We start from the raw sequence: 22,705 nt of genomic DNA, 5'->3' as shown, positions 1-22,705 counted from the left end.
CATCATTTATTAATAAGTAACAGGGCTTAATCAGCAATGGTCTGAGGATATAGAACACTTGATGAATATGAACCGAGCATGATGGTCGGTAGTTAAATCATAGGGCTATTTAATACGTCGAACTTTGTGATAACAGCCGTCAATGGTTGTAGACCGTTTACCTTGCCGTTTTAACTTGGTAAAGTTTTGTTTATTTGACTGTTTTCACCAAGGAGTAAGGTATGTTTACTGAGTACGACAATAATAATCTTTTCGCAAAGATTTTAAAGAACGAAATTCCCTGTATAAAGGTCTATGAAGACGAATATACGTTGGCTTTTCTGGATATTATGCCGCAAATGGAAGGGCATACCTTGGTTATACCGAAGGAGTCAGCTGTGACCATATATGACCTTACTGATGAAGCTGCTTTGGCATGCATGCGTACAGTTAAATTAATTGCTTCTGCTGTTGAAAAAGCAGTTGGATTCGCTGGCTCTACAGTATTTCAACATAATGGTGAAAAGGCTGGCCAAACTGTTCCTCACTTTCATTTTCATGTTTTGCCTGGTTCAATATTTGATGCAAGTGCTATAAAAGGGCATGCAGTTGAACTTGCAAATCCTGATGATCTAAACGTTATGGCAGACAAAATAATTGCGTGCATTGAAGCTGCTCAATCCTAGCCTATAAGAATAGGTGTCGTTGCGTCGACACCTATTTGGTACGCGACAGTAAGCTCGTGCCGGTTACTCTTCGTTCTTGCCTTGCTAAAAATCGCCGCAAATACAGACTGCATCAAGAAAAAACCAAGTTTTCTCCAGTTAAACGGTTATAGACCGTAATGAGCGTTATAATCACACCTTAACTTTCAGTTTAAATATCAGTTTAATTTAGGCCACAACATGAGCTTAATAGCTGAGAGTTTCTTACTTTAAGAGTGATTAATCGCGGGTTAAATATAGGGCAGGTAGAAAAGTTGAAGATTGAAGAGAACTACTGGAATATTTGTACTGAATGTAAAGGCCGTGGGAAAGTAAGTAAGCGGCTCCGTAAGAAAGTAAGACTTCGCTACCAGCGAGAACTAGCGCTATTTGAAAAAAACAACTGCGAAGGGGCTGCTCCGCTTCGCCCTAAGCCTCATCTTGATGCCTGCTCGAATTGTAAAGGTTCAGGTCTGATTCGTTCCGCTATCCAAACCTTCGTTGATGGACCAGATACAGAAAACTACCCACACCTTGCGATTATTGGCGGGGGTATAGGTGGGGTGGCCCTTGCTGTAGCTTGCCTGCACCGTGGCATTCCTTTTACGCTTTATGAGCGCGATAGCGGCTTCGACGCACGGTCTCAAGGTTATGGGCTTACCCTGCAGCAAGCGAGTAGAGCGATCGAGGGGCTGGGCATTTTCTCGTTAGAGGAAGGCATAATTTCAACCCGACATGTGGTTCATACGACCGAAGGAAAAGTGCTGGGTGAATGGGGTATCCGCAAGTGGGTTCCGTCAGACGAGAGAAAACTACCCAAGCGTACCAATGTCCATATCGCGAGGCAGTCGTTACGCTTAGCCTTGCTTGAGCAGCTAGGTGGGCATGATGCAGTGCAGTGGGGACATCAGTTAGTTGATTTTAAACAATCTGACTGTGATGGTGTTGATTTAAGCTTTCAGGTTGATGGTGAGATAAAGCACGCCCATGCAGATCTTATCGTTGGTGCAGACGGTATTCGTAGTTCGGTTCGTAAATTGTTGATAGGTGATGACGCTTCGCCATTAAATTATTTAGGCTGTATCGCGATTTTGGGTATTTGTCCTCTGTCTGCTATCGGGAGTGCTATTGAAGGTAATAATGAAGGCGAAGATTTCGACCGTACTTTACTGGATTCGGCCACGGTATTCCAAACTGCGAATGGGCATGAGCGGATCTATATCATGCCTTATGACGCGGACTCGGTAATGTGGCAGCTTAGCTTTCCAATGTCTGAAGAAGCGGCCAAAATATTGAGTGCGCTAGGCCCTAAGGCATTGAAGGAAGACGCGATTCGTCGATGTCAGTGGCACGCGCCTATTCCGCAGATTTTAACGGCGACGCCGGAGGCGCTAGTTTCAGGTTACCCTGTGTATGACCGAACGCTACTCGAGTCTGAATTATTGGTAAAAGGGGCTAACGTGACGTTAATCGGCGATGCCGCTCATCCTATGAGTCCGTTCAAAGGACAAGGTGCGAATCAAGCGCTGCTGGATGCGTTGGCACTGGCTAGAGTCATTACAAAAGAATGTAGACCCTTGTCTAAATGGCGCGAAGCTGGTGTAAGGGAAAGTGTGCTAACTGAGTTTGAAGCCGAAATGTTGGAACGTAGTGCGAAGAAGGTGAAAGGTTCAGCAGAGGCTGCTGAGTTTCTGCATACCGATATCGTGCTGCATGAGGGCGATGAACCGAGAGGGCGTTGTCTAGACAGAAAAGCGGAAAATGAAGAGGAACACAAATAAGGTAACATAACATGACGCTTGTTGTGGCTTAATGATCTTGTATACTGAAGTAGGTGTCTTGTAATAGACACCTACCTTTTAGTGCTTGTATCTAAAGGTATGACTATCATCCAGAATTTCTATTCTGACAGGAACGACCCCTTGATTTGTACTGCCTATTTTTTCAAATGCTTTTTGAGAAAGGTCTATTACTCTGCCTCGAACAAACGGTCCTCTATCATTAATTTTGACATCGACAGATTTACTGTTAGCCGTATTAATAACCCTAACGACTGTACCAAAAGGTAGGGTTTTATGCGCGGCAGTATATGCTCTCATATTGTATTTTTCGCCACTGGCAGTCAGCTTGCCGTGGAATCTTTTACCATACCAAGACGCTTGACCGACAAGATCGTGAGATCGTGAGTAGGCTATTGTTTTAGGTGACGCGGATGTAGATGTAGAAGTAGATGTACAAGCTGTCAGTATGGAAAGGACTAGCATTGTAAATATAAAGCTTAACTTTTTCATGTTATTTTAATATCACTTTTTAAGTAATGTTTCATATTTTGCCCATATCTTAATAATTCATCGCGGTGTGAGACATCAACATTTTAGTTTTGTTCCAAAATCCCCGCCAGTTTGCTATGCAGTTGAGCTTGGCTTTATATTATTAAGGAAATGTTATGATCTATTCAACAACAGAGTCAATTCCAGGCCAGGAAATAGAAGAAATAGTAGGTGTTGTGACAGGTAACGTCGTTCAAGCAAAGCATATAGGACGTGACATCATGGCTAGTTTAAAAAGTATTGTCGGTGGTGAAATTCGAGGTTATACAGAAATGTTAACGGAGGCTAGGGATATAGCAGTTCAACGTCTCATTGCAAATGCGCATGAAAAAGGGGCTGATGCTGTTGTAGGCATTCGTTTTACTACAAGCGCAATTATGGATGGCTCATCTGAAATTATGGTCTTTGGAACGGCTGTTAAATTAAAAAAATAATAAGTACTTAAAAATAAAAAACAGTTGCCTCTGTCCGTTGATTACAATTTTAGCCCACTTTATTTGATCGCTAGTGACCTAGGTGAAAAGACGGAGTAAATCAAGACGTCGTATGCTTACAAATGTTAACATACGCCGTAAATTTGCAGGCATTGTCATTTTCTAGTGACGTTAGGTAGAGAACTATAATGGTTTCGGAATACGAGAAAATAAAATTATTGTTAAAAAACAAGAGTAAGAACAATAATAAAGAGGACCTTGCACGCCTGCGCAAAGAGATCCCGACGTTTGAATGTACGCCGGGTTGCCACGATTGCTGCGGGCCGGTAACGACGTCTGCAGAAGAAATGTCGCGCCTGCCATATAAAACGGATGCCGAGCATGAAGCTGCATTAAATGAATATAACTGTGTACATTTAGGCCCTAAAGGTTGCACTGTCTACGAGGAGCGGCCGTTGATCTGCCGACTGTTTGGTACAACACCGAAAATGCCTTGTCCTAATGATCGCAGACCAGATGAAATGATTGACGTTAAAGTCGAGGGACAGATCCATCACTACATCAGAAATACACGACAAGTGTTGGTGTAACTAAAAAATTAATCAATTAAAGCGTAACGGAGATAAAATGGAATTTATTCTGAATAAGTAACAACATTAAACTCGGTTCAATCCTTAGAGCTTGTCTGGTATTAACCAAAGCATAGGCCGCCGAGTTGTGATAATAAAATAGAGGTAATGGGTGTTAAAGGTAACGGGTATTAAAGAGAGTAATAGAAGTCAATTGAATAGCGAATATGACGAGCAAGGTTACTTTGTAATAAGAAATTATTTTAGTGCGGCTGAGATTTCAGCATTGAGAGAGGTCGTATTGAAATTCCATGAATCGTGGAAAGAAGACAATATACAGTTTTATCGAGATGAAGCGTTCAATTCTTCTGTCATTACTGGTATTGACTACTTAGAATGCGACGACCGACTGAAGCTTTTCAATTTTATCAGTTCAAAAAAAATGATGGATGTTGTTGAATCGGTTATACCTGCGAATCCTGCGTTTATGAATACCCAATTATTTTTCAACCCAGTTAACCCTAAACAAAAAGACTTTTGGCATCGCGATTGTCAATACGATCACGAGGTCGAACAGCAAAAAATAGCCGTGCAAGAGACGCAAGTGGTACATCTTCGTGTGCCTTTGTTTGATGAGCTTGGCATGGAACTTATCCCGGGCACGCATAAGCGCTGGGATAATGAAGAAGAATTTAATGTGCGACAAGAAATAAAAGGCAAAGTGAGCAGTGATAGTATCTCTGGCGGAAAGGTTATTAACTTAGCTGCTGGCGACTTACTGGTGTTTTCAGCTGATATGATCCACCGCGGTCTATACGGCATGGACCGATTAGCGCTGGATATCTTAGTCTTCGATCCTGATGGGGACTTTGCCGACTATGTTGATGATGAATGTTTACCGAGTATTGAAATGTTGGATAAGATTGAAGACCCGAGATTATTCATGAGCACGCTCGATTTAAAAGCACAGTGTGCTTAATACGCACTTAATATCAATAGACGATTATTTCAAAGGAATGTTATGTTTATCCCGACTTTGTTTAGAAGACAGATGAAAGTCACTTTAGGCGCACTCTTGTATAGCAGTATGATGGTGAGTAATGCCAATGCATGGTCTGAACACAGCCTTATTACTTATCCAATATTGAACACGATGCCAGAAGTGGCAGCGCAAGCGCCGATTAAGGTCGAAACCTTAGCAGAGTTTGTGACAGCAGAAGCGCAAGGGTTAGAAACGTTATTAGCAACCAATGAAGACTGGCTACGCCAAAACTTCCCGTATTATAAACCGCGTCCAGATGCCTTAGCATTTGATGCCGCTGGCCAAGATTTACAAGCAAGTTTCATTCATGCTATACGTATCAACCCTAATGCACGTGTTAACCCGTATATTCAGCTATTACCAGGGCAGGATAAACAAGGCCGTCGTCGAATGGATTCGTCAGAGGTTAGCGTATTTAAAAGCCTAGACCATTACAATACCATGACCTTTGTTGAAGTGAAAAGTGGTGAAATGGTAACGCCAATTGAGGTGTTAGTATCGGCTAATGATGACCCTGATAACGGTTTAGATATTGGTTTGTTTGAAGACAGTAATACCGATGCGGGTAAACGGTATGGTTTTGGTAAACAAGCCTTTGGTAATCCAGCATTAGAATACAGCTCGCAAGCACCTTTCCATATGGGCTTCTATCATGAATCAAGTGTGCTCTTCACGCTCGCGCCTTTCTTACGTGATACTTTCCCTGACTATCGTGTGCATATGTACAAAGCGTTATCTGAATATGCCTTTCGTACTGGTCATGATTATTGGGGCTGGCGATTTATGGGGTGGGGCATGCATTACATTGGAGATATTGCGCAGTCATATCATTCAACTTTACAACCGGGTGTGAGTACGGCATCGAGTATCTGGACAAATGCCAAAGATATGATGGGCTTCCCACAAGCGAAAATAGATGCGATTCAACTGCTCTCTAATCGTCATTTGGTATTCGAAAAATTTCAAGAAATAATCACTAAGCAGGCTTATGAAAACAATGATTTTAGTAGTGTTTTATTTAAAGCTTTAGAACAAGATACACCTGTTATTGAATACACGAATACGACATTTGTAGAGGTATACGCTAAAAAATCATATGAAAAATCACCGAAATTGGCTGATTACCTTGAACGCTGGGTACCAGAACAGCTAGTAAGTGACCCAAGCTTCGAAGTCGATGGTAGTAAAGAAGTCGACATGATTGTTGATATGATCCGAGAGCAGCATGGCGAGGAGGGCATTGCTAAAATGACCAACTTACTTGCTGAGTTTATGTTAGATCATAATGCCAATACCCGCAGTTATGTACGTTCAATTTTACGTCATAAACCTTAATGTAATTGGGTAGTAAGTCATCATTTTAGCCTCGTAATGGCTTACTGCTTTATTGAATATTGATTTTTGTATACACTGCCTTAATTAAACATCAATGACGATGTTTATTCTTGTTATAACGTAGTCACACGGATCGGACATTACTAGGTAATTCTCAATTGCTCCAAGATCGCGCTAGCCAAATGGCACTCTTCCATACCCTGGTACAAACCGGTAGCTTTACTGCAGCAGCGCATACGTTAAGTGTGTCGGTATCTCATGTCAGTAAGCAGCTCAAGTGTTTAGAAGCTGATCTAAACGTCAAACTTGTTCAGCGTTCAACGCGCAGTTTCACTTTAACTGATGCGGGCCAACAATTTGCCCGTTATTGTGCTGACGTGGTAAGCAGTGTACAAGACGCTGATATCATGATGGCTAATCTGCAAGATGAAGTGACGGGTATTCTGCGTTTAGGTGTTTCGCAGTCATTTGGTACAATTCATATTATCCCGGCAATTGAACAATTTCGTAAACTGCACCCCGACTTGCATGTTGAGGTGTGTCTGTTCGATTATAAAACCAATATGATTGATGACGGTTTAGATCTGTGGTTGACCAACATTGAAGATATACCCGAAGGTTATGTGGCTCAGCATTTGGCTGATACCCGCTTTGTGGTTGCTGCGTCCCCCGATTATTTGATGCATCACTCAGCGCCATTACATCCGCAAGACCTTGAGAGCCATAACTGCCTGATTTATCAAAGCCGTGAGCGTAGCTATGGCTTATGGTCATTTAAGCAAGGCGATGACACGTTATACATCAATGTTAATGGTGATTATCGTGTTGATTTAGCTGAGGCGATCCGCGATGCCGCGATATCAGGGTGGGGAATTGCCTATTTAGCAACGTATTTACTAACGGATGAGTTTAGAACCGGTAAGCTGATACAACTATTACCAGGGTGGCAGGCGAGTCAAAGCATGCAGTTCTATGCTGTATACCCAAGCCGTAAGCATTTACCGAAGAAAATTAGCGCGGCGATCACCTTTTTCAAAGAATATATTGGTCAGCCTTCATACTGGGATCGGCAATTAAAGTCACAGATTAAAATCTAACCTCCAAGAACTTATCTTCTCATGGATAAATATCTTTTCCATATGGAAATAATAACCCAAATATAATTATTGAATTGTTATAAAACAATAAGCTAGCTATCACAACAAGACGTTTGAATTTAATTGTAACAAGCAGGTAACTTACTGGGCTTGCTGTAAAAATGATGCGGACTACAATACGCATCTTTATAATTTTAATCATTAAACAGGTTTGTTCCATGATATCTATTTTAGGCATAATAGTGATTCTATTAACTGCGTTTCTTTTTTCAAAAGATCGTCGTAATATCCCACTCAGAACTGTCTCGCTAGCGTTTACATTACAGATCACGTTTGCTTTTATCGTATTATATTTTCCAGCAGGCAAAGATGCGTTAAATGGCTTTAGTATTGGCGTATCAAAAGTGATTAATTATGGCCAAGAAGGTATTAATTTTATATTTGGTGGACTGACATCTGGTGGTTTTGTATTTGCGATTAATGTATTAGGTATCGTTGTGTTCTTCTCTGCGTTAATTTCAGCGCTGTATCATATTGGTTTAATGCCGAAGGTGATTAATATTGTTGGTGGTGGCTTACAGAAATTGTTAGGCACTGGCCGCGCGGAATCGTTAGCGGCAACGGCAAACATTTTTGTTGGTATGGTTGAAGCGCCTTTAGTTGTTAAACCGTATTTAAAAGGCATGAGTGATTCACAGTTTTTTGCTGTGATGACCTGTGGTCTTGCGTCAGTTGCTGGTGGCACCTTAGTGGGTTATGCCATGATTGGTGTTGAAATCAAATTTTTAGTTGCTGCGTCATTCATGTCTGCGCCAGCTGGGTTATTAATGGCTAAATTATTGTTCCCACCATCAAAAGATGAACTGGGTGCAGATGAAATCACTAAAGTGGAATTACCTCGTGCGACAAACGTTGTTGAAGCGCTTGCTGACGGCGCTATGGCTGGTTTAAGTATTGCGACTGCGATTGGTGCGACGCTACTTGCATTTGTTGGTGTTATTGCATTACTTAATGGTATGCTGGCAGGGATAGGCAGTTGGTTTGATATGACTATAAGCTTTGAAATTATCTTAGGTTATTTATTTGCACCTGTTGCTTGGTTAATTGGTGTGCCATGGAATGAAGCGATTATTGCTGGTTCGTTAATTGGTAATAAGATCGTGGTTAATGAGTTTGTTGCTTTTATTCAGCTGATGGAAGTAAAAGATCAGTTAAGTGAACATTCACAAGCAATTATTACCTTTGCACTGTGTGGTTTCGCCAATATTGGCACTATGGCCGTTTTGATTGGTGGTTTAGGCAGTATGCTCCCTGAACGTCGTCAATTCATTGCCCGTTATGGTTTCCGCGCTATTTTCGCGGGTGTGCTGGCTAACTTGATGAGTGCCGCAATTGCTGGTGTGATGTTAAGTTTATAATTAACTTGAATTACAGATGTAAAAAAGGCTAACGAGTGATAACTTGTTAGCCTTTTTTGATCGTTAGACTTTATGCTCGTCAACGGAATATTTTAATTAAGAGTCACTTCAACTGTTTGTGCTACTTCTTTGGCTTTATCAATCGCATCGATGCTATTAATACCACGAGCCAGAGCCACGCCTAAGCGACGTTGGCCTGCGATCTCTGGTTTGCCGAAGAGACGGATTTGACTGCCAGGTACACAAGCCAGTGCCGGTGCTAATTGATGAAAACCAATATTAGTCGAATGACCTTCTGCTAGAATAACGGCAGAGGCTGATGGACCATACTGTTGGATTTGAGTGATCGGTAGCCCTAAAACAGCGCGTACATGCAAAGCAAATTCAGATAAGTCTTGTGAGATTAGTGTCACCATACCTGTGTCGTGCGGGCGCGGTGAAACTTCACTGAAAAATACGTCTTTACCTCGAATGAAGAGTTCGACACCAAATAGACCATAACCGCCTAATTCTTTAACTACCGCTGCAGATATTTCTTGTGCTTTGGCAAGCACATCATCACACATTATTTGTGGTTGCCATGATTCACGGTAATCCCCACCTTGCTGACGGTGGCCAATAGGATCGCAGAAATGGATACCATCTACAGCACTGATCGTAAGCATGGTGATCTCGAAGTCAAATTTAACAAAGCCTTCAATGATGATACGTCCAGCGCCTGCTCGGCCACCTTCTTGTGCATAATGCCAAGCTTGCTCGATGTCATCTTTATCACGAATAATGCTTTGACCTTTACCTGATGAACTCATGACTGGTTTTATCACACATGGAATGCCAATTTCTGCAACCGCGGCTTCATACTCTGTTTTATTATCAGTGAAGATGTAAGGTGAAGTAGGTAAATTAAGGGTTTCTGCGGCAAGAAGACGAATACCTTCACGATCCATTGTTAGCTTGGTTGCGCGAGCTGTCGGGATGATATTGACACCTTCTTGTTCTAATTCAAGCAGGGTATCTGTCGCGATAGCTTCTATTTCTGGAATAACATAATGCGGTTGTTCAAGTTCAATAACACGTCTTAGAGCATCACCATTAAGCATATCAATGGTGTGACTGCGATGAGCGACTTGCATTGCGGGCGCATTGTCATAGCGATCAACGGCAATCACTTCTACCCCTAAACGCTGAAATTCAATAGTAACTTCTTTCCCCAGCTCTCCTGAGCCCAATAGTAATACACGTGTTGCACTTTTGCTGTTGGCGGTACCTAACATAACACTTCCCTATTAATTGATTATAAATTTGGTGGTCAAACAAATGATAATACACTAACTTGTTGTATTTTAAGTACTATAGCTTATTTAGCTAAGTTATTAAGCTGCATGATATAGATGTTTTGTTGGAAATGGAAGTTTTAAGTGATAAGTAGGTTATAACATCTAAAAGTCGATGTTTTATTTCTGAGTTGGAACGTGAACTTAAGATCGCTTGTTAAGCGTAATTAGGCCTTACACCAATGCAGCCTTTAGGCATCTCAAGCTCATCTTGTAAAAACAAGATGCAGTGATGTAATTTAAAATTAACGTCTTTATCATGCAATAAAGACGTTTCATCTTGAAATTGTAGTTCAAATACTAAGTACCAAAAAACCATTTCTTTTTGACTTGATATTCTGTTGTCCACGATATTTAAACGTTGCCAGTCTTGTAATATTTCCCAAATATAATCACATAGAATGACGTAACTCAGTTTATTATTCATGAACTGCTGAGTATGCTGGATTAATAGTTCTGATTTTAATGCGACAAAGTTACCTTCAAGCATAAGTCGGTCTCCAATTGCAAATCACAGGAATATTAATCAGTAGATGCATACAGCCTCGTATCCTAATTAGCTCAAACTAATGTAAGCATAAGTGATGATCTTTGATTTGTATATTTATCATCTTTGACGAAAAACACTGTCCTTTAGGGCGGTGATGTAAGTCATTGTTGCGTAGCAATAAGCACTCTGTGTTGTTATTAATTGGATATAGATGCTTACGTAGCAGGTCTTTGGTCGGTTAATCGCTAATGGAAAATATTTAAAATTTAGCTAAACTTCCGCTATGGTGTTGTTAATTTACAGCAGTAGGGAATGGCTATGATGAGATATAATTCTTTATTAATTACTGCGTTATTTATCTGTTTATTTCTTTTTAGTACAGTTCTTAGTTTGGATGTTAAAGCTGCAAAAGATGTTGGGAGTGAACATTCAGATATTTCACTCTACGACCGCCTCGGTGGACTAATGCCGATGACAGTTGTCGTGAGTGATTTTGTAGATCAGGTTATAACCGACGACGAGTTAAATAAAAACTCAGCAATTAACGCTTCACGAACAAGGGTGCCTAAAGCTTATTTAAAGTTTCAAGTTACTACTATGATGTGCCAAGTAACAGAAGGCCCCTGTATTTATAAAGGACGGGAAATGAAAGAGGCGCATAAGGATTTGCATATAACGGAAAAAGAATGGTATCGGATGGTTGTTTTGTTTAAAGAGGTGTTGGCAAAGCACAAAGTACCTGCGATGGAAACTCATGACTTACTTGCTATTGTTGAATCTACGAAAGCCGATATTGTATCTGCAAAATAACATTAGGCTTCACCAGTTGTGATAACACAGCCAATGAAGCCTATTTTCATATAACGCTATTACGTAATAACGTTACTTAACGACAAGCGTCAATGTTGTTTGTGTACTTTCTGATGGGACATTGCTTTGATGGCTTAATAGAAAGACACGGCCAGCGTCAACTTTACTGACATCTAGTAAATGAGTTTTAATCGCTCTAGCTCGTGACTTAGCTAATTTTCTTAGTACTTTATCCGAGATAGCTTGTTGTTTACTTACTTCAGTATATAAACCACGAAGCCAAATTTGTTCTAACTCTGGTGTAGCTAATGCGGGTTGTTGCGCTGTAATTGCGTTGCGTAGCGCATCTGCTTTACCTTTGGTTTCTTGCTCATATAACGCGATAAGTGCATTTCTCATATCACCTGATGCTGGTATATTCGTTGCGTTAATCATTTCCGAAACATTGGTGTTTGTTAATTGACTTAGTTTCGCATTCACAGCTCGATTTTGAAGCGCTTGTTTGTCCATGTTTACATCATAACTGCCTTTTATGTTCAATTTGATCTCTGGACGTTGTGCTAATGCTTTCGCTAATGTATCTAGCTTAGTTTGCTCTGCTTTGGCAAGTATTGCTGAGCCATTAGCAAAACTTACTTTATCTAAATCGTCGGTTGTATCAACAAGACTTGCCAATAACGTAAATGGTGAGGTAACCGCTTTAAGAATGATGTTGCTTAATGATTTTAGTACAATTTCACCAACATTAAAACTTGGGTCGTTAATATCACCAGATACATTTACTCCTAAATCAATCGCACCATTACTGTCCTTTAGTAGAGGAATCGCTAAGGTGATCGGTAGTATTGTTCCTGCGTCACTGTCTTTGGTATCGTTCATATCCAGTTGGTCAATAAAGATATGGTTACTGCCCTCTAAATGATTCTTATCTAGTTTGTATTTTAGGGCTAGAGATAACTGACCTTCGTCAATATCTAAACCAGCATATGTACCCGAGTAGGGAGTCATTGAGGGCAACTCGAAGTTATCGAACACGAATTCCACATCAACGAAAGGTTCTGGAGTTAATGGGTTAATCACACCCCTTAAGGTCATAGGGGCGTATTTATTGACGATAGCTTTGATATCAATTTCTGCATTTTTGGTTGTTGTAGATGAGAGCTTGCCAACATGGCCTTCTATATTTTCGATGACAGCTTCAAAGCTAGGTTTAAGCACGTTATCGATATAGTCAACTTTACCTTGTGCGAGTGTGATCTTGTTAATTTCAATCAGCATTGCATCTTCTGCCGTTTGAGCTTTTTGAGCTTTTTGAGTCTCTGAGTTGACTTGGGGCTTAACTTGTTCAACTGCCGCATCTTTTGTCTCGTCTTTGGTTTTGACAACAAGATCTGACACATTAGAGCTTTTATCTGCAGCGACAATCATCTGAGCATATGGTTGTACAAAAGAAACATGGTCGATAAGCAAACTGTTTGCTTCTTTATCAAATTTAAGACTGTTGATAGTGAAGTCTTGCCACTTGATGAGTGTTTTATTTAATTTATTGTCATTAATAGCTAGTGCTTCCAGTTTTATTGAACCATCAAATCGAGCTGCACCTTTTGCATTCGCATAAAGGTTACCTTGCGTTGTGAATTCACCACTTTGGATTGTGATGTTCACGTAAGGTTTAAGATAAGGTTGAAATTGTGCGAGGTTCAACTTATCTAAATTGATAGTAGCATCAAGCGATTGTTCTTTTACATCTGCGCTACCTTGAGAAGCGAAGGTGCCTTTATCATTAATCGTGAAGCCTAAGTCATATTCAATGGGAGTATCAAGACGGCTGGTCAATGATTTGGTACTGACGTTAATTGGGAATACACGCCATGCAGTTGCATTCGTCATCATAGATTCAATGACATTGATATCGTAGTTGGTTAAATTAAATTCGCCAAGGGTGAGGAGCCATTCTTGTGTTTCTGGATTTTCAGTTGCTTGAGTCTCATTGCTTTCAGGTTGCGTTGCCTGCGATTCCGATTTAGCTGTTATTTTGGTATCTGATGATGTGCTAGTTGCTTCTGTATGTTTTGGTGTAAAAGCGTTTGCTAGGTTAACAACACCGTCCTTGTTTACAACGGCATTAACTTTTAATCCATCGGTACTGATATTATCTAAACCAATTTGTTGTTGTAATAGGTTAACTTTGATACCCGCAACTGTTAGTAAGGGAAGGTTGACGAGTTCTTTTTCTGGGTCAGTGAATACCAGTGTACGTAATGAAAATTGACCGGCATTAGTGATCAACTGCGGAGGTTCATCACCACTAATGAATTGATAGTCAGTTGTAAAGTCGATAACGCCTGACGCTAGTTTAGCCGTTAATTGTTCTGCTATGAATGGCCAGAATGTCACTAATTTTATGTGCTTAAGGGCCAAGTTACCTTGCGCTTCCAATGGCGTTAACTGGAATCGACCTACCGTAGTCACTGCGCTATTGTCGGCGCCTTCAATGCTCAAATCATAACTGTTGTAAGTTGAGGATGGCGCGTTACTGCGTTTTTTACTATTTAACATTGCCAGGCTATTAAATTTGGTCAGTACAATATTGATTGCTGGGTAGTCGAGTTCAGCACCTGTGGGGAGGTCTTTAAAATTAAATGCGGTGTTGGTGATGCTGATATTAGCGATTTGAATATGTGGTAACTCACTGCTTTCACTTGTGTCTTCGCTAACGGGTGCTGGTGTTTCTGATTGTAACGATTGTGCTGAAATGTGCGCTGGAATATCAGAGAAGTTAAATTGACTCTCATCTAATTTTTCAATATTAGCAAAGGCTTGGTCAATTTCGATAGTCTCAATATTGATACTGCCATTGAATAAACTCTTCCATAAGTTAATTTGCAATGTGAGTCGACCAATACCTGTAAAATCTTGCTGATCTTGGGTTTGAATTTCAAATCCTTTGATCTCAAATTTGAGGCTGAAAGGGTTAATACTGACATCTTGCAGTTGTACTGGGCGGCCAAGTAACGCACTGATTTTTTCTGGTGCGATATTTTTAGCGAGGTAGGGGGCGAGTAAGCCTAACAGCAAGGCATATATTAGGTAGATAACCAGCGCGTAACTTAATAAACGTTGATAACGTGGCGCACCTGAGAATCGTTGGCGAAAATTTGAAAATGTAGCTGCCATTGGTAATGTAAATCCTTTTAAATACAATCAATAGAACTAATTATAGAATATCAATGGCTACCATAACAGTTATTATTCTAACCATTGCTGATGTAGCTGCTCACTATCACCTAAATAATCCAGTAGCCATTGAACAGCGGGGCTCATTCGTTTGGTATTCCAAGCAAGGCAACAGTCACTGACTGGTAAACTTGTGATGAGTTCTTTCTCTATTAACTCTCCAGTCATTAACAGTTTATTTGCCATGTGCGCAGGCATGATCGCAATACCTAAGCCACCTTTGAGTAATTGGGTTGCACTGTGCCAGTTGGGCACGACAAGCCTACGTTGATTGTCCAGTAACCAAGTGGTGCGTTTCGGCAGTTTACGTGCTGTATCTTCTAAACAAATGACGGGGTATTTAGCGAGTTCTTCGTTACTTATTGCCTGCTCAGTATTGGCGAGAGGGTGGCTAGGACTAATGACAAATGTCCATTTTAGTTCCCCCATGTCGCGATAATCAAAGCCGCCACTTACCGGAATTGATGCAGTCGCACCAATAGCAATATCGGCGCGTGAATCAACTAAGGCATCCCAAACACCGTTATATACTTCCATTGTAAGTAATAGTTCTACATCCGGAAATGCGTTGTAGAAGTCTCCAACCATAGTGTTAATACGGCCTTCATGTACTACGTTGTCTAAAGCTAGGGACACACTTTGGTTCCAACCGTTAGCGACGCGCTGGGTTTGAAACTTCATGTGTGCCATTTGCTTGAGCAATTTGCGAGATTCAATCACAAAATATTCCCCCGCGGGTGTGAGTTGTACTTTACGGTGTAGGCGAATAAATAATTTGACCGTTAACCGTTCTTCAATATTACGTACCGTATAGCTAATCGCACTTGGTACTTTACATAATTCATCTGCTGCAGCGGTGAAACTTCCGCGTCTTGCAACTGCATCGATAACTTGTAGATCTTGTTGGGAAAACATACACATCAAATTTTTTGAAAGCAATAGTGAAATATTAGCGTTTCTCAAACAGAATCGCCAGTATTAAACTAGTAACATTATCATTAGTCTATGTAGTTTAAGTAATGAACAATATTAAAAATAACACTAAAAATAAAGTCCCAATGAGCACGATGGTCTGGTTTTCTGGATTAAGTATGTTGGGTTTCCTCGCTACGGATATGTATTTACCGGCATTCGAAACTATTCGTCACGAATTTGGTACATCTCAGACATTAATTAGTTTGTCGCTCAGTATTTTTTTATTGGGTATGGCACTTGGTCAATTAGTTTATGGTCCACTGTCTGATCGTGTTGGCCGTAAAAAGATGTTGTTTGTTGGCATGGCTATCTTTGTTATATCAACTGCTGTTATCTCAGTATCTAACAGTATTGAGTTATTTCTTCTTGCACGTTTTGGTCAAGCATTAGGGGCATGTTGTGGCACTGTTATTTGGCAGGCTGTTGTTATTGATCGTTATCAAGGTAAAGCATCAGAACGTGTCTTTGCGACGATAATGCCATTGGTTGCGCTGTCTCCTGCGTTAGCACCTTTACTTGGCGCAGGTTTAGAAGAGTTCTTTGGCTGGCGTAGTATTTTTGTTGTGCTTGTGGTGATTGGTTTAGCGTTGGCATATGCAACAAGCCGTGAAAAAGAAAGTGCACCTTTAGATAAAAAACAAGAAAAACTGTCATCGCAATTGGCGCGTGATTATAAACAAATTGTAAAATCAAAAATATTCATGGGTAATATGTTGGTGTTTGCGGCGTGCTCCGCTGCATTCTTCGCGTATTTAACTGGTTCACCATTCATTATGACTGCTATGGGTTATTCAGGTTCGGATATTGGTCTAAGTTATCTACCTCAAACAGTTGCTTTTCTTGTTGGTGGCTATGGTTGTCGTAGCCTGTTAACACGCTTTAGTGCGAAACAATTATTGCCTTGGTTAATGACACTGTTTATAACAACGGTTGTAGCTATGTTTGTGATTGCGTTTGTAACATCACCAGCGACTATTTGGCCTATTTTGATCCCATTCTGTTTCTTGGCGGTTGCTAATGGTGCTATTTACCCATTGGTGATTAATGCTGCTCTCGCTGACTTTAAGAACTGTAGTGCAACTGCTGCGGGATTACTTAACTTTTTACAGACGATGTTTTGTTTCTTAGCGAGCAGTGTGGTATCAGCATTTTCTGAAAATGGTCTTTATACAGTGACAGCTGTGATGTTGTTCCAAGGTTTGCTGATTGTGGTTGGTTATGTATTAGCTAAGCATAAAACAACGAATATATCAGCAAGTGATGCTGTCGTGGTTTAATTTATTACAAGCTAAAATTTGAATAAAAAAACGGGAAAGACAGCAATTGTCTTTCCCGTTTTTTTATTGATAACATTTATTTAATCGTATGCTAGCGCAGTTTACTAGAGACTGTACTCGCGATAGTTTAGTGGGTTAACTCACCACGAATATTTTGTTGCATTAGTACTTTAATGTCTTCACTTGATAGCTTTTTACTGATGAGATAATGCAACTTAGTTAATGCCGCTTCGGTCGTCATATCATAACCCGAGATAACACCAACTTGCGCCAGAGCATCGCCTGTCGCATAACCGCCCATGTTAACTTTACCTTTAATGCATTGGGTAAGATTCACCACAACGATACCACGCTGGTTAGCGGCTTCAAGCGCATTCAATAGCGCTTCACTTTGCGGAGCATTACCTACGCCATAACTGAGCAAGATTAACGCTTTAACTGGTTGTAGCAGAATATTAAAGATAACTTCTGTTGAAATTCCAGGGTAAAGTGTCACGATCGCAATAGGCTGTGGTGTAATGTTACTAACGGTAAGTGTTTTTTCAGTAATAGGTTTTACATCACCGAGCATTATTTCAATGTTAATACCCACTTTTAATAGCGTTTCGCAGTTTGGTGTCGCAAACGCGCTAAAGCCGTCTGCATGCACTTTGGTGGTTCTGTTGCCACGTAATAATTGGTTATTAAAGAATAAACAGACTTCATGAACAGGGTAGTTCGCTGCTAGGTAAAGCGAGTTCAGTAAGTTGCTTTGACCGTCTGAGCGGATCTCAGCCAGCGGGATCTGTGAACCCGTAACAATAACGGGTTTGCCAAGATCTTCTAACATAAACGATAATGCTGATGCTGTGTACGCCATGGTATCAGTACCATGTAAGATCACAAAGCCATCGTAATCGTCATAATTGCTTTGGATATCTTCTGCGATCTGCTGCCAATCAGAAGGTGACATGTTAGAGGAGTCGATTAACGGCGAATACTCGTGAAGGGTGAAATCAGGCATTTCTTCGCGGTGGAATTCAGGTAGACGTGCTAAGCAATCCGTCATGAATCCTTCCATCGGTACATAACCGTGTTCTGAATGTTGCATACCGATCGTGCCACCAGTATATGCGATGTAGATTGATTTCTTAGCCATTAATAAATTCCCTGTGCGTTTTTAAAGAGGATTATAGTGCTGAAATTAATTAATGGAATAGCTTGATACTAGATTGCTTAATAAAACTGCAATTTAATAGGGTAATTAAGATATAAATTTGAATTGAGCGGTAAATGGATTCGTTTACCGCTCAATTCAATGACTCACTGGGTTCAGTTAATCTAGAGGATTATTTAATTTCACACACTAAACATTCCACATATAGGCCTTGTGGATCTGAGTAGTTAGTGAGCTGTCCGGCTTGCTGGCTTATCGTTGCTAACCAAGTCGCGATACGACCATTAGGACTAATGTTGAGTTCTGTTAATACTTGCTTTGCAACAGATTGAGTGAACATAGACACTAATCTATCGCGCTCACTACGGGGTGTTTGAATTAAAATTAATGAATCACTCGATACACCCGCTTTTTCAGCGGCAGACGCAATTGCATCATCAAGGCTGCCAAGGTTATCAATAAGACCAAGATTAAGCGCATCGCTACCAGTCCAAACACGACCTTGAGCAACCTTATTAACTTCTTCTGGTGTCATATCTCGGCCTTCAGCAACGACAGTTAAGAAGTTGCTATAGCCATTTTCAACCGTCATTTGGATAATTTTAGCCATGTGCTCAGGCAGTTCTCGATTTACAGATAGTCCTGTGTAATCGGTTGTCCCGACACCATCACTGTAAATGCCCATTTTAGCGAGTAATTTTTCAGTTGTCGCAAATAGACCAAAGATACCAATTGAACCGGTGATAGTGGTTGGTTTCGCCCAAATTTCATCAGCTGCAGAGGCTATCCAATAACCACCGGATGCGGCGACGCTGCCCATAGAAACAATAACGGGTTTACCCGATTCTTTTACTTCTAATAATGCGGTTCGGATTTGTTCTGACGCAAATGCACTACCGCCTGGACTGTCGATTCGTAGGACTAAGGCTTTAATTTGTTCATCGTCTTTCGCTTGTAGTAACAGCTTAGTTAGCGATTTTCCGCCAATCGCACCAGAAGGTTGAGTACCATCTAAGATCTGGCCATTAGCAAAAATGATACCGATACCAGGTTTGCTAGCAAAACCTTGTTCTTCAAACTGTGTCGGCAGAAGGTTAAGGTAATCTAAAAACTCAACTTTTTCATATTTATCTGATTCACTGTTTAGCTTTTTAGCCAGATAACGAGAAATTTGTTCACGTGTTAATAGTTGGTCTACAAGTTTTTGTTTTAAAGCATATTGCGCAATGTTGCCATTGACTGATTGCAATTGTGCAATAAATATATCTGCTTTAGGCGCTACGTCGTCAGCGTTAATTAAGCGATTATTAGCAACGGTGCTGGTGTAGGTATCCCAAAGTTGATTTAACCAGTTTAATTTGGCTTCTTTACTTTCTGCTGACATGTCACTACGTGTAAAGGGTTCAACAAATGATTTATAAGTGCCTACACGGAACACATGTGATGATAGATTTAGCTTATCAATGGCATCTTTGAAATAAAGACTATAACTACCATAACCTTGTAGTAATACACCACCTGCAGGATTTAACAGAATTTCATCCGCAAATGAAGCAAGGAAGTATTGTTCTTGGCTAAAGTAATCACCGTAAGCGTAAATTGGCTTGTTACTTTTTTTGAATTCAACTAATGCATCCGAAATATCCGTTAATTTCGTTAAACTCGCTGGTTTTAGCTGTGCGAGATCTAAGATTAGTGCGCTAATGGCATTGTCTGTCTTCGCGCTGTTAATGACGCTAACAACGTCTGAAATAGCAATTTCATTAATGACATTTTGAGAATCAACAAGCTCACCAATAACTTGGTCGAATGGGTCAACTAATTTTGGTTGATCAACCAAGACTCCGTTTAAGTTGAGAACCAAAGCGGTATTATCTGCGAATGTGACCGGTGCTTCTTTTTGCTGCTGCAAAGCAAGAATAATAATTGCTATAAAAGAAATGAAAAACAGGTTCAAGATTAAATTACGCGTGAATGTAATCGAGCTACCTATTTTAGAAAGAATGAATCCGAGTAGTGAGAATAATTTTCTCATTATTATATTCCTAGTAAACCCAATGGGATAGACGTTATTTTGTATATTAAGCCATAAATCTAGTTTAGATTAAAGCACTTAGAATACGGAGGTGTGACAAAACGCAGCGGATCTAGTTCTCATTAATAATAAATAATGACAAATTAAGCTTAGTGTAAACACGACGAAATGTGTTGTTAAGTGTTGAAATTCAACGAAATCATTAATTTATGACTACACTTGTACGCTCTATTATCTAAAATAGCGTTTGAAATGAACGATTAAATTAATTACTCTAAAATTAAAATAGATAACAATTATATAGCAATTGTGTAACCACTGGGAGTGGAGTTATGTCTGCAAGCAATTATCCGAATATGTTGGCACCGTTAGATCTGGGCTTTACAACATTAAAAAACCGAGTCTTGATGGGTTCGATGCATACTGGCTTAGAAGAAGAAAAAAATGGATTTCAAAAACTGGCTGCTTTTTATGCGGAACGTGCCAAAGGTGGTGTTGGTTTAATTGTTACGGGCGGTATTTCACCAAACCTGCGTGGTCGCCTCATGCCACACGGCATGCAACTGTCTTATAAATGGCAAGCGAAGAAACACCAAGTCGTTACTCAAGCGGTTCATGATAATGGCAGTAAAATTGCGCTACAAATTCTGCATGCGGGTCGTTATGCTTATCATCCATTTAGTGTGAGCGCGAGTAAAAAGAAAGCACCGATTAACCCGTTTACACCAAGAGCGATGTCAAAACGTTCTATCCGTTGTACCATTTATGATTTTGCCAAAACCGCAGAACTGGCCAAGTTTGCCGGTTATGATGGTGTGGAAGTGATGGGTTCTGAGGGGTACCTTATCAATCAATTTATTTGTCGACGGAGTAATAAGCGTACTGATGAATGGGGTGGTAGTTATCAAAACCGTATGCGTTTTCCTATTGAAATTGTAAAAGCGATTCGTCAGCGTGTCGGTAATGACTTTATTATTATTTTCCGCCTTTCAATGCTTGATCTTGTTGAAGATGGTAGTACGTTTGAAGAAGCGGTTGAGCTTGCGAAAGAGCTTGAAAAAGCCGGTGTGACGATTATTAATACGGGTATTGGCTGGCATGAAGCGCGTGTACCAACCATTGTAACCAGTGTACCTCGTGCCGCATTTAGCTGGGTAACAGAGAAAATGAAGGAGCACGTCAATGTTCCTTTAGTGACAACTAACCGTATTAATACACCAGAGGTTGCAGAACAAATTTTAGCTTCTGGGCAAGCGGATATGGTGTCGATGGCGCGCCCAATGTTGGCAGATCCTAACTTTGTAGAGAAAGCCACAGCGGGTAAAGCAGATGAGATCAATACTTGTATCGCTTGTAACCAAGCATGTTTAGACCATGTATTTAAAGCGAAACGTGCATCTTGTTTGGTTAATCCACAAGCTTGTTTTGAAACTGAGCTAAAATTTGAAACTGCCTCAATATCAAAACGAATTGCGGTTGTTGGCGCGGGCCCGGCGGGTTTAGCATTTGCTTGTTATGCTGCTGAGCGTGGTCATAAAATTGATATTTTCGATAGCCGTTCAGAAATTGGTGGTCAGTTCAACTATGCGAAACAGATCCCGGGTAAAGAAGAGTTTTACGAAACACTGCGTTATTTTATGAAACAAATCGAAGTACTGGGTATTAACTTATATTTGAATGAGTTAGTGACGGTTAAGACGCTGCAAGGTAAAGGGTATGATGATGTAGTTGTGGCTACGGGCATCAAACCAAGAACACCAGGCATTCCTGGTATTAAACATGAAAAAGTATTAAGTTACATTGAAGTGTTACGTGATCATAAGCCGGTTGGTAAACGTGTTGCTGTTATTGGTGCTGGTGGTATTGGCTTTGATGTTTCAGAGTTCCTCGTTGAGGAAGAAGGCGCTTCACCATCGACTAATACTAAACAGTGGTTAAGCGAGTGGGGCGTAACAGAAGATAGCCAAACTGTCGGTGGTCTAACAGCAGCTAAAAATACTGCGCCAGCGCGTGAAGTATTCTTATTACAACGAAAAGATACTAAAGTTGGTGCTGGCCTAGGTAAAACGAGTGGCTGGGTACACAGAGCAACACTGCAGAAGAAAAATGTAGAAATGATCAAAGGCGCTTCTTATGACCTTATTGATGATCAAGGTTTACATATTACCGTTGACGGTGTGAAAAAAGTATTAGACGTTGATAATGTGATCTTATGTGCTGGACAAGAACCTTTTAGAGAATTGTTTGAGCAACTGCAATCTGAGAAAGTGAAAACACACCTTATTGGTGGCGCATTTGAAGCGGGTGAGCTTGATGCAAAACGTGCAATTCGTCAAGGCGCTGAACTTGCCGCGTCGATTTAACGTTAGTTTAATACCAATATAAGATAATCAAAGTTGCTATTGTAGCGACTGTTATTATTAAAAGAAGCCCATCTTATGCATGGGCTTTTTTGATCTTAATAAATTAATTACTTGATATTT

General features: G+C 40.4%; 18 protein-coding genes. 11 read left to right on the top strand and 7 right to left on the bottom strand.

The annotated features are described in order from the left end of the window. Nucleotides 1–221 precede the first annotated feature (221 nt). Both HWV02_RS13220 and HWV02_RS13215 read left to right on the top strand, forming a co-directional pair. Nucleotides 222–665, top strand: a complete 444-nt coding sequence (locus HWV02_RS13220) for an HIT family protein (protein ID WP_211688120.1) — start codon at nucleotides 222–224, stop codon at nucleotides 663–665. Between the two features lie 293 nt (nucleotides 666–958). Next, nucleotides 959–2,464, top strand: a complete 1,506-nt coding sequence (locus HWV02_RS13215) for an NAD(P)/FAD-dependent oxidoreductase (protein WP_211688118.1) — start codon at nucleotides 959–961, stop codon at nucleotides 2,462–2,464. A 78-nt stretch (nucleotides 2,465–2,542) separates the two neighbouring features. On the opposite strand, the gene HWV02_RS13210 is transcribed toward HWV02_RS13215, so the two are convergent. After that, on the bottom strand, nucleotides 2,543–2,974 hold the full coding sequence (locus tag HWV02_RS13210; protein ID WP_211676263.1) for a septal ring lytic transglycosylase RlpA family protein: 432 nt from the start codon (nucleotides 2,972–2,974) through the stop codon (nucleotides 2,543–2,545). Nucleotides 2,975–3,129: 155 nt separating this feature from the next. Between HWV02_RS13210 and HWV02_RS13205 the strand changes: the two genes are divergently transcribed. From HWV02_RS13205 to HWV02_RS13180, 6 genes are all read left to right on the top strand, one after another. After that, nucleotides 3,130–3,447 carry a heavy metal-binding domain-containing protein gene (locus HWV02_RS13205; RefSeq protein WP_211688116.1) on the top strand — a complete coding sequence of 106 codons (318 nt, stop codon included), beginning with the start codon at nucleotides 3,130–3,132 and terminating at the stop codon, nucleotides 3,445–3,447. Nucleotides 3,448–3,635: 188 nt separating this feature from the next. Next, the gene (locus HWV02_RS13200) at nucleotides 3,636–4,037 is read left to right on the top strand and encodes a YkgJ family cysteine cluster protein (RefSeq protein WP_211676262.1); all 402 of its coding nucleotides are present in this window, start codon (nucleotides 3,636–3,638) and stop codon (nucleotides 4,035–4,037) included. A gap of 151 nt (nucleotides 4,038–4,188) precedes the next feature. After that, complete coding sequence (locus HWV02_RS13195; protein ID WP_255550322.1) at nucleotides 4,189–4,995, top strand: phytanoyl-CoA dioxygenase family protein; 807 nt, start codon at nucleotides 4,189–4,191, stop codon at nucleotides 4,993–4,995. A 42-nt stretch (nucleotides 4,996–5,037) separates the two neighbouring features. After that, nucleotides 5,038–6,393 carry a hypothetical protein gene (locus HWV02_RS13190; protein WP_211688114.1) on the top strand — a complete coding sequence of 452 codons (1,356 nt, stop codon included), beginning with the start codon at nucleotides 5,038–5,040 and terminating at the stop codon, nucleotides 6,391–6,393. Between the two features lie 158 nt (nucleotides 6,394–6,551). Continuing rightward, nucleotides 6,552–7,490 carry a LysR family transcriptional regulator gene (locus HWV02_RS13185; protein WP_211676260.1) on the top strand — a complete coding sequence of 313 codons (939 nt, stop codon included), beginning with the start codon at nucleotides 6,552–6,554 and terminating at the stop codon, nucleotides 7,488–7,490. 218 nt (nucleotides 7,491–7,708) lie between these two features. Continuing rightward, the gene (locus HWV02_RS13180; RefSeq protein WP_211676259.1) at nucleotides 7,709–8,908 is read left to right on the top strand and encodes a NupC/NupG family nucleoside CNT transporter; all 1,200 of its coding nucleotides are present in this window, start codon (nucleotides 7,709–7,711) and stop codon (nucleotides 8,906–8,908) included. A 92-nt stretch (nucleotides 8,909–9,000) separates the two neighbouring features. On the opposite strand, the gene purT is transcribed toward HWV02_RS13180, so the two are convergent. Beyond that, entirely contained in the window at nucleotides 9,001–10,182 is a 1,182-nt protein-coding gene (gene purT / locus HWV02_RS13175) for a formate-dependent phosphoribosylglycinamide formyltransferase (RefSeq protein WP_211676258.1), read from the bottom strand. A 217-nt stretch (nucleotides 10,183–10,399) separates the two neighbouring features. Then, nucleotides 10,400–10,732 (bottom strand): hypothetical protein, encoded by a 333-nt coding sequence (locus HWV02_RS13170; RefSeq protein WP_211676257.1) that lies wholly within the window; start codon nucleotides 10,730–10,732, stop codon nucleotides 10,400–10,402. 318 nt (nucleotides 10,733–11,050) lie between these two features. Between HWV02_RS13170 and HWV02_RS13165 the strand changes: the two genes are divergently transcribed. After that, a complete protein-coding gene (locus tag HWV02_RS13165) occupies nucleotides 11,051–11,542 on the top strand; it encodes a group 1 truncated hemoglobin (RefSeq protein WP_211676256.1) in 492 nt (163 codons plus the stop codon). A 72-nt stretch (nucleotides 11,543–11,614) separates the two neighbouring features. Here the strand turns inward: HWV02_RS13165 and HWV02_RS13160 are convergent, their stop codons facing one another. After that, nucleotides 11,615–14,719 (bottom strand): DUF748 domain-containing protein, encoded by a 3,105-nt coding sequence (locus HWV02_RS13160; RefSeq protein WP_211688112.1) that lies wholly within the window; start codon nucleotides 14,717–14,719, stop codon nucleotides 11,615–11,617. A gap of 72 nt (nucleotides 14,720–14,791) precedes the next feature. Then, complete coding sequence (punR, locus tag HWV02_RS13155; RefSeq protein WP_211676254.1) at nucleotides 14,792–15,694, bottom strand: DNA-binding transcriptional activator PunR; 903 nt, start codon at nucleotides 15,692–15,694, stop codon at nucleotides 14,792–14,794. Nucleotides 15,695–15,798: 104 nt separating this feature from the next. On the opposite strand from punR, the gene punC reads away from it, so the two are divergent. Next, nucleotides 15,799–17,031: a purine nucleoside transporter PunC gene (gene punC / locus HWV02_RS13150; RefSeq protein WP_211676253.1), complete on the top strand. Its 1,233-nt coding sequence runs from the start codon at nucleotides 15,799–15,801 to the stop codon at nucleotides 17,029–17,031. A gap of 127 nt (nucleotides 17,032–17,158) precedes the next feature. On the opposite strand, the gene ansA is transcribed toward punC, so the two are convergent. Both ansA and sppA read right to left on the bottom strand, forming a co-directional pair. Beyond that, complete coding sequence (ansA, locus tag HWV02_RS13145; protein WP_211676252.1) at nucleotides 17,159–18,169, bottom strand: asparaginase; 1,011 nt, start codon at nucleotides 18,167–18,169, stop codon at nucleotides 17,159–17,161. A gap of 190 nt (nucleotides 18,170–18,359) precedes the next feature. Beyond that, a complete protein-coding gene (gene sppA / locus HWV02_RS13140; RefSeq protein WP_211688110.1) occupies nucleotides 18,360–20,222 on the bottom strand; it encodes a signal peptide peptidase SppA in 1,863 nt (620 codons plus the stop codon). 332 nt (nucleotides 20,223–20,554) lie between these two features. Here sppA and HWV02_RS13135 point away from each other — a divergent pair, with 332 nt between their 5' ends. Then, a complete protein-coding gene (locus HWV02_RS13135; RefSeq protein ID WP_211676250.1) occupies nucleotides 20,555–22,585 on the top strand; it encodes an NADPH-dependent 2,4-dienoyl-CoA reductase in 2,031 nt (676 codons plus the stop codon). The last annotated feature ends 120 nt before the right edge of the window (nucleotides 22,586–22,705 follow it).

The sequence above is a fragment of the Moritella sp. 28 genome, from assembly GCF_018219435.1.
Lineage (GTDB): Bacteria > Pseudomonadota > Gammaproteobacteria > Enterobacterales > Moritellaceae > Moritella.
Note: the sequence above shows the minus strand (reverse complement) of the source record. Positions and strands in the feature narration are given on the sequence as shown.

Excerpts from the sequence above, each read along its gene's own strand:
- HWV02_RS13220 (WP_211688120.1), top strand. The coding sequence starts at position 222 with ATGTTTACTGAGTACGACAATAATAATCTTTTCGCAAAGATTTTAAAG.
- HWV02_RS13210 (WP_211676263.1), bottom strand. The coding sequence starts at position 2,974 with ATGAAAAAGTTAAGCTTTATATTTACAATGCTAGTCCTTTCCATACTG.
- HWV02_RS13205 (WP_211688116.1), top strand. The coding sequence starts at position 3,130 with ATGATCTATTCAACAACAGAGTCAATTCCAGGCCAGGAAATAGAAGAA.
- HWV02_RS13200 (WP_211676262.1), top strand. The coding sequence starts at position 3,636 with ATGGTTTCGGAATACGAGAAAATAAAATTATTGTTAAAAAACAAGAGT.
- HWV02_RS13190 (WP_211688114.1), top strand. The coding sequence starts at position 5,038 with ATGTTTATCCCGACTTTGTTTAGAAGACAGATGAAAGTCACTTTAGGC.
- HWV02_RS13180 (WP_211676259.1), top strand. The coding sequence starts at position 7,709 with ATGATATCTATTTTAGGCATAATAGTGATTCTATTAACTGCGTTTCTT.
- purT (WP_211676258.1), bottom strand. The coding sequence starts at position 10,182 with ATGTTAGGTACCGCCAACAGCAAAAGTGCAACACGTGTATTACTATTG.
- HWV02_RS13170 (WP_211676257.1), bottom strand. The coding sequence starts at position 10,732 with ATGCTTGAAGGTAACTTTGTCGCATTAAAATCAGAACTATTAATCCAG.
- HWV02_RS13165 (WP_211676256.1), top strand. The coding sequence starts at position 11,051 with ATGATGAGATATAATTCTTTATTAATTACTGCGTTATTTATCTGTTTA.
- HWV02_RS13160 (WP_211688112.1), bottom strand. The coding sequence starts at position 14,719 with ATGGCAGCTACATTTTCAAATTTTCGCCAACGATTCTCAGGTGCGCCA.
- punR (WP_211676254.1), bottom strand. The coding sequence starts at position 15,694 with ATGTTTTCCCAACAAGATCTACAAGTTATCGATGCAGTTGCAAGACGC.
- punC (WP_211676253.1), top strand. The coding sequence starts at position 15,799 with ATGAACAATATTAAAAATAACACTAAAAATAAAGTCCCAATGAGCACG.
- ansA (WP_211676252.1), bottom strand. The coding sequence starts at position 18,169 with ATGGCTAAGAAATCAATCTACATCGCATATACTGGTGGCACGATCGGT.
- sppA (WP_211688110.1), bottom strand. The coding sequence starts at position 20,222 with ATGAGAAAATTATTCTCACTACTCGGATTCATTCTTTCTAAAATAGGT.
- HWV02_RS13135 (WP_211676250.1), top strand. The coding sequence starts at position 20,555 with ATGTCTGCAAGCAATTATCCGAATATGTTGGCACCGTTAGATCTGGGC.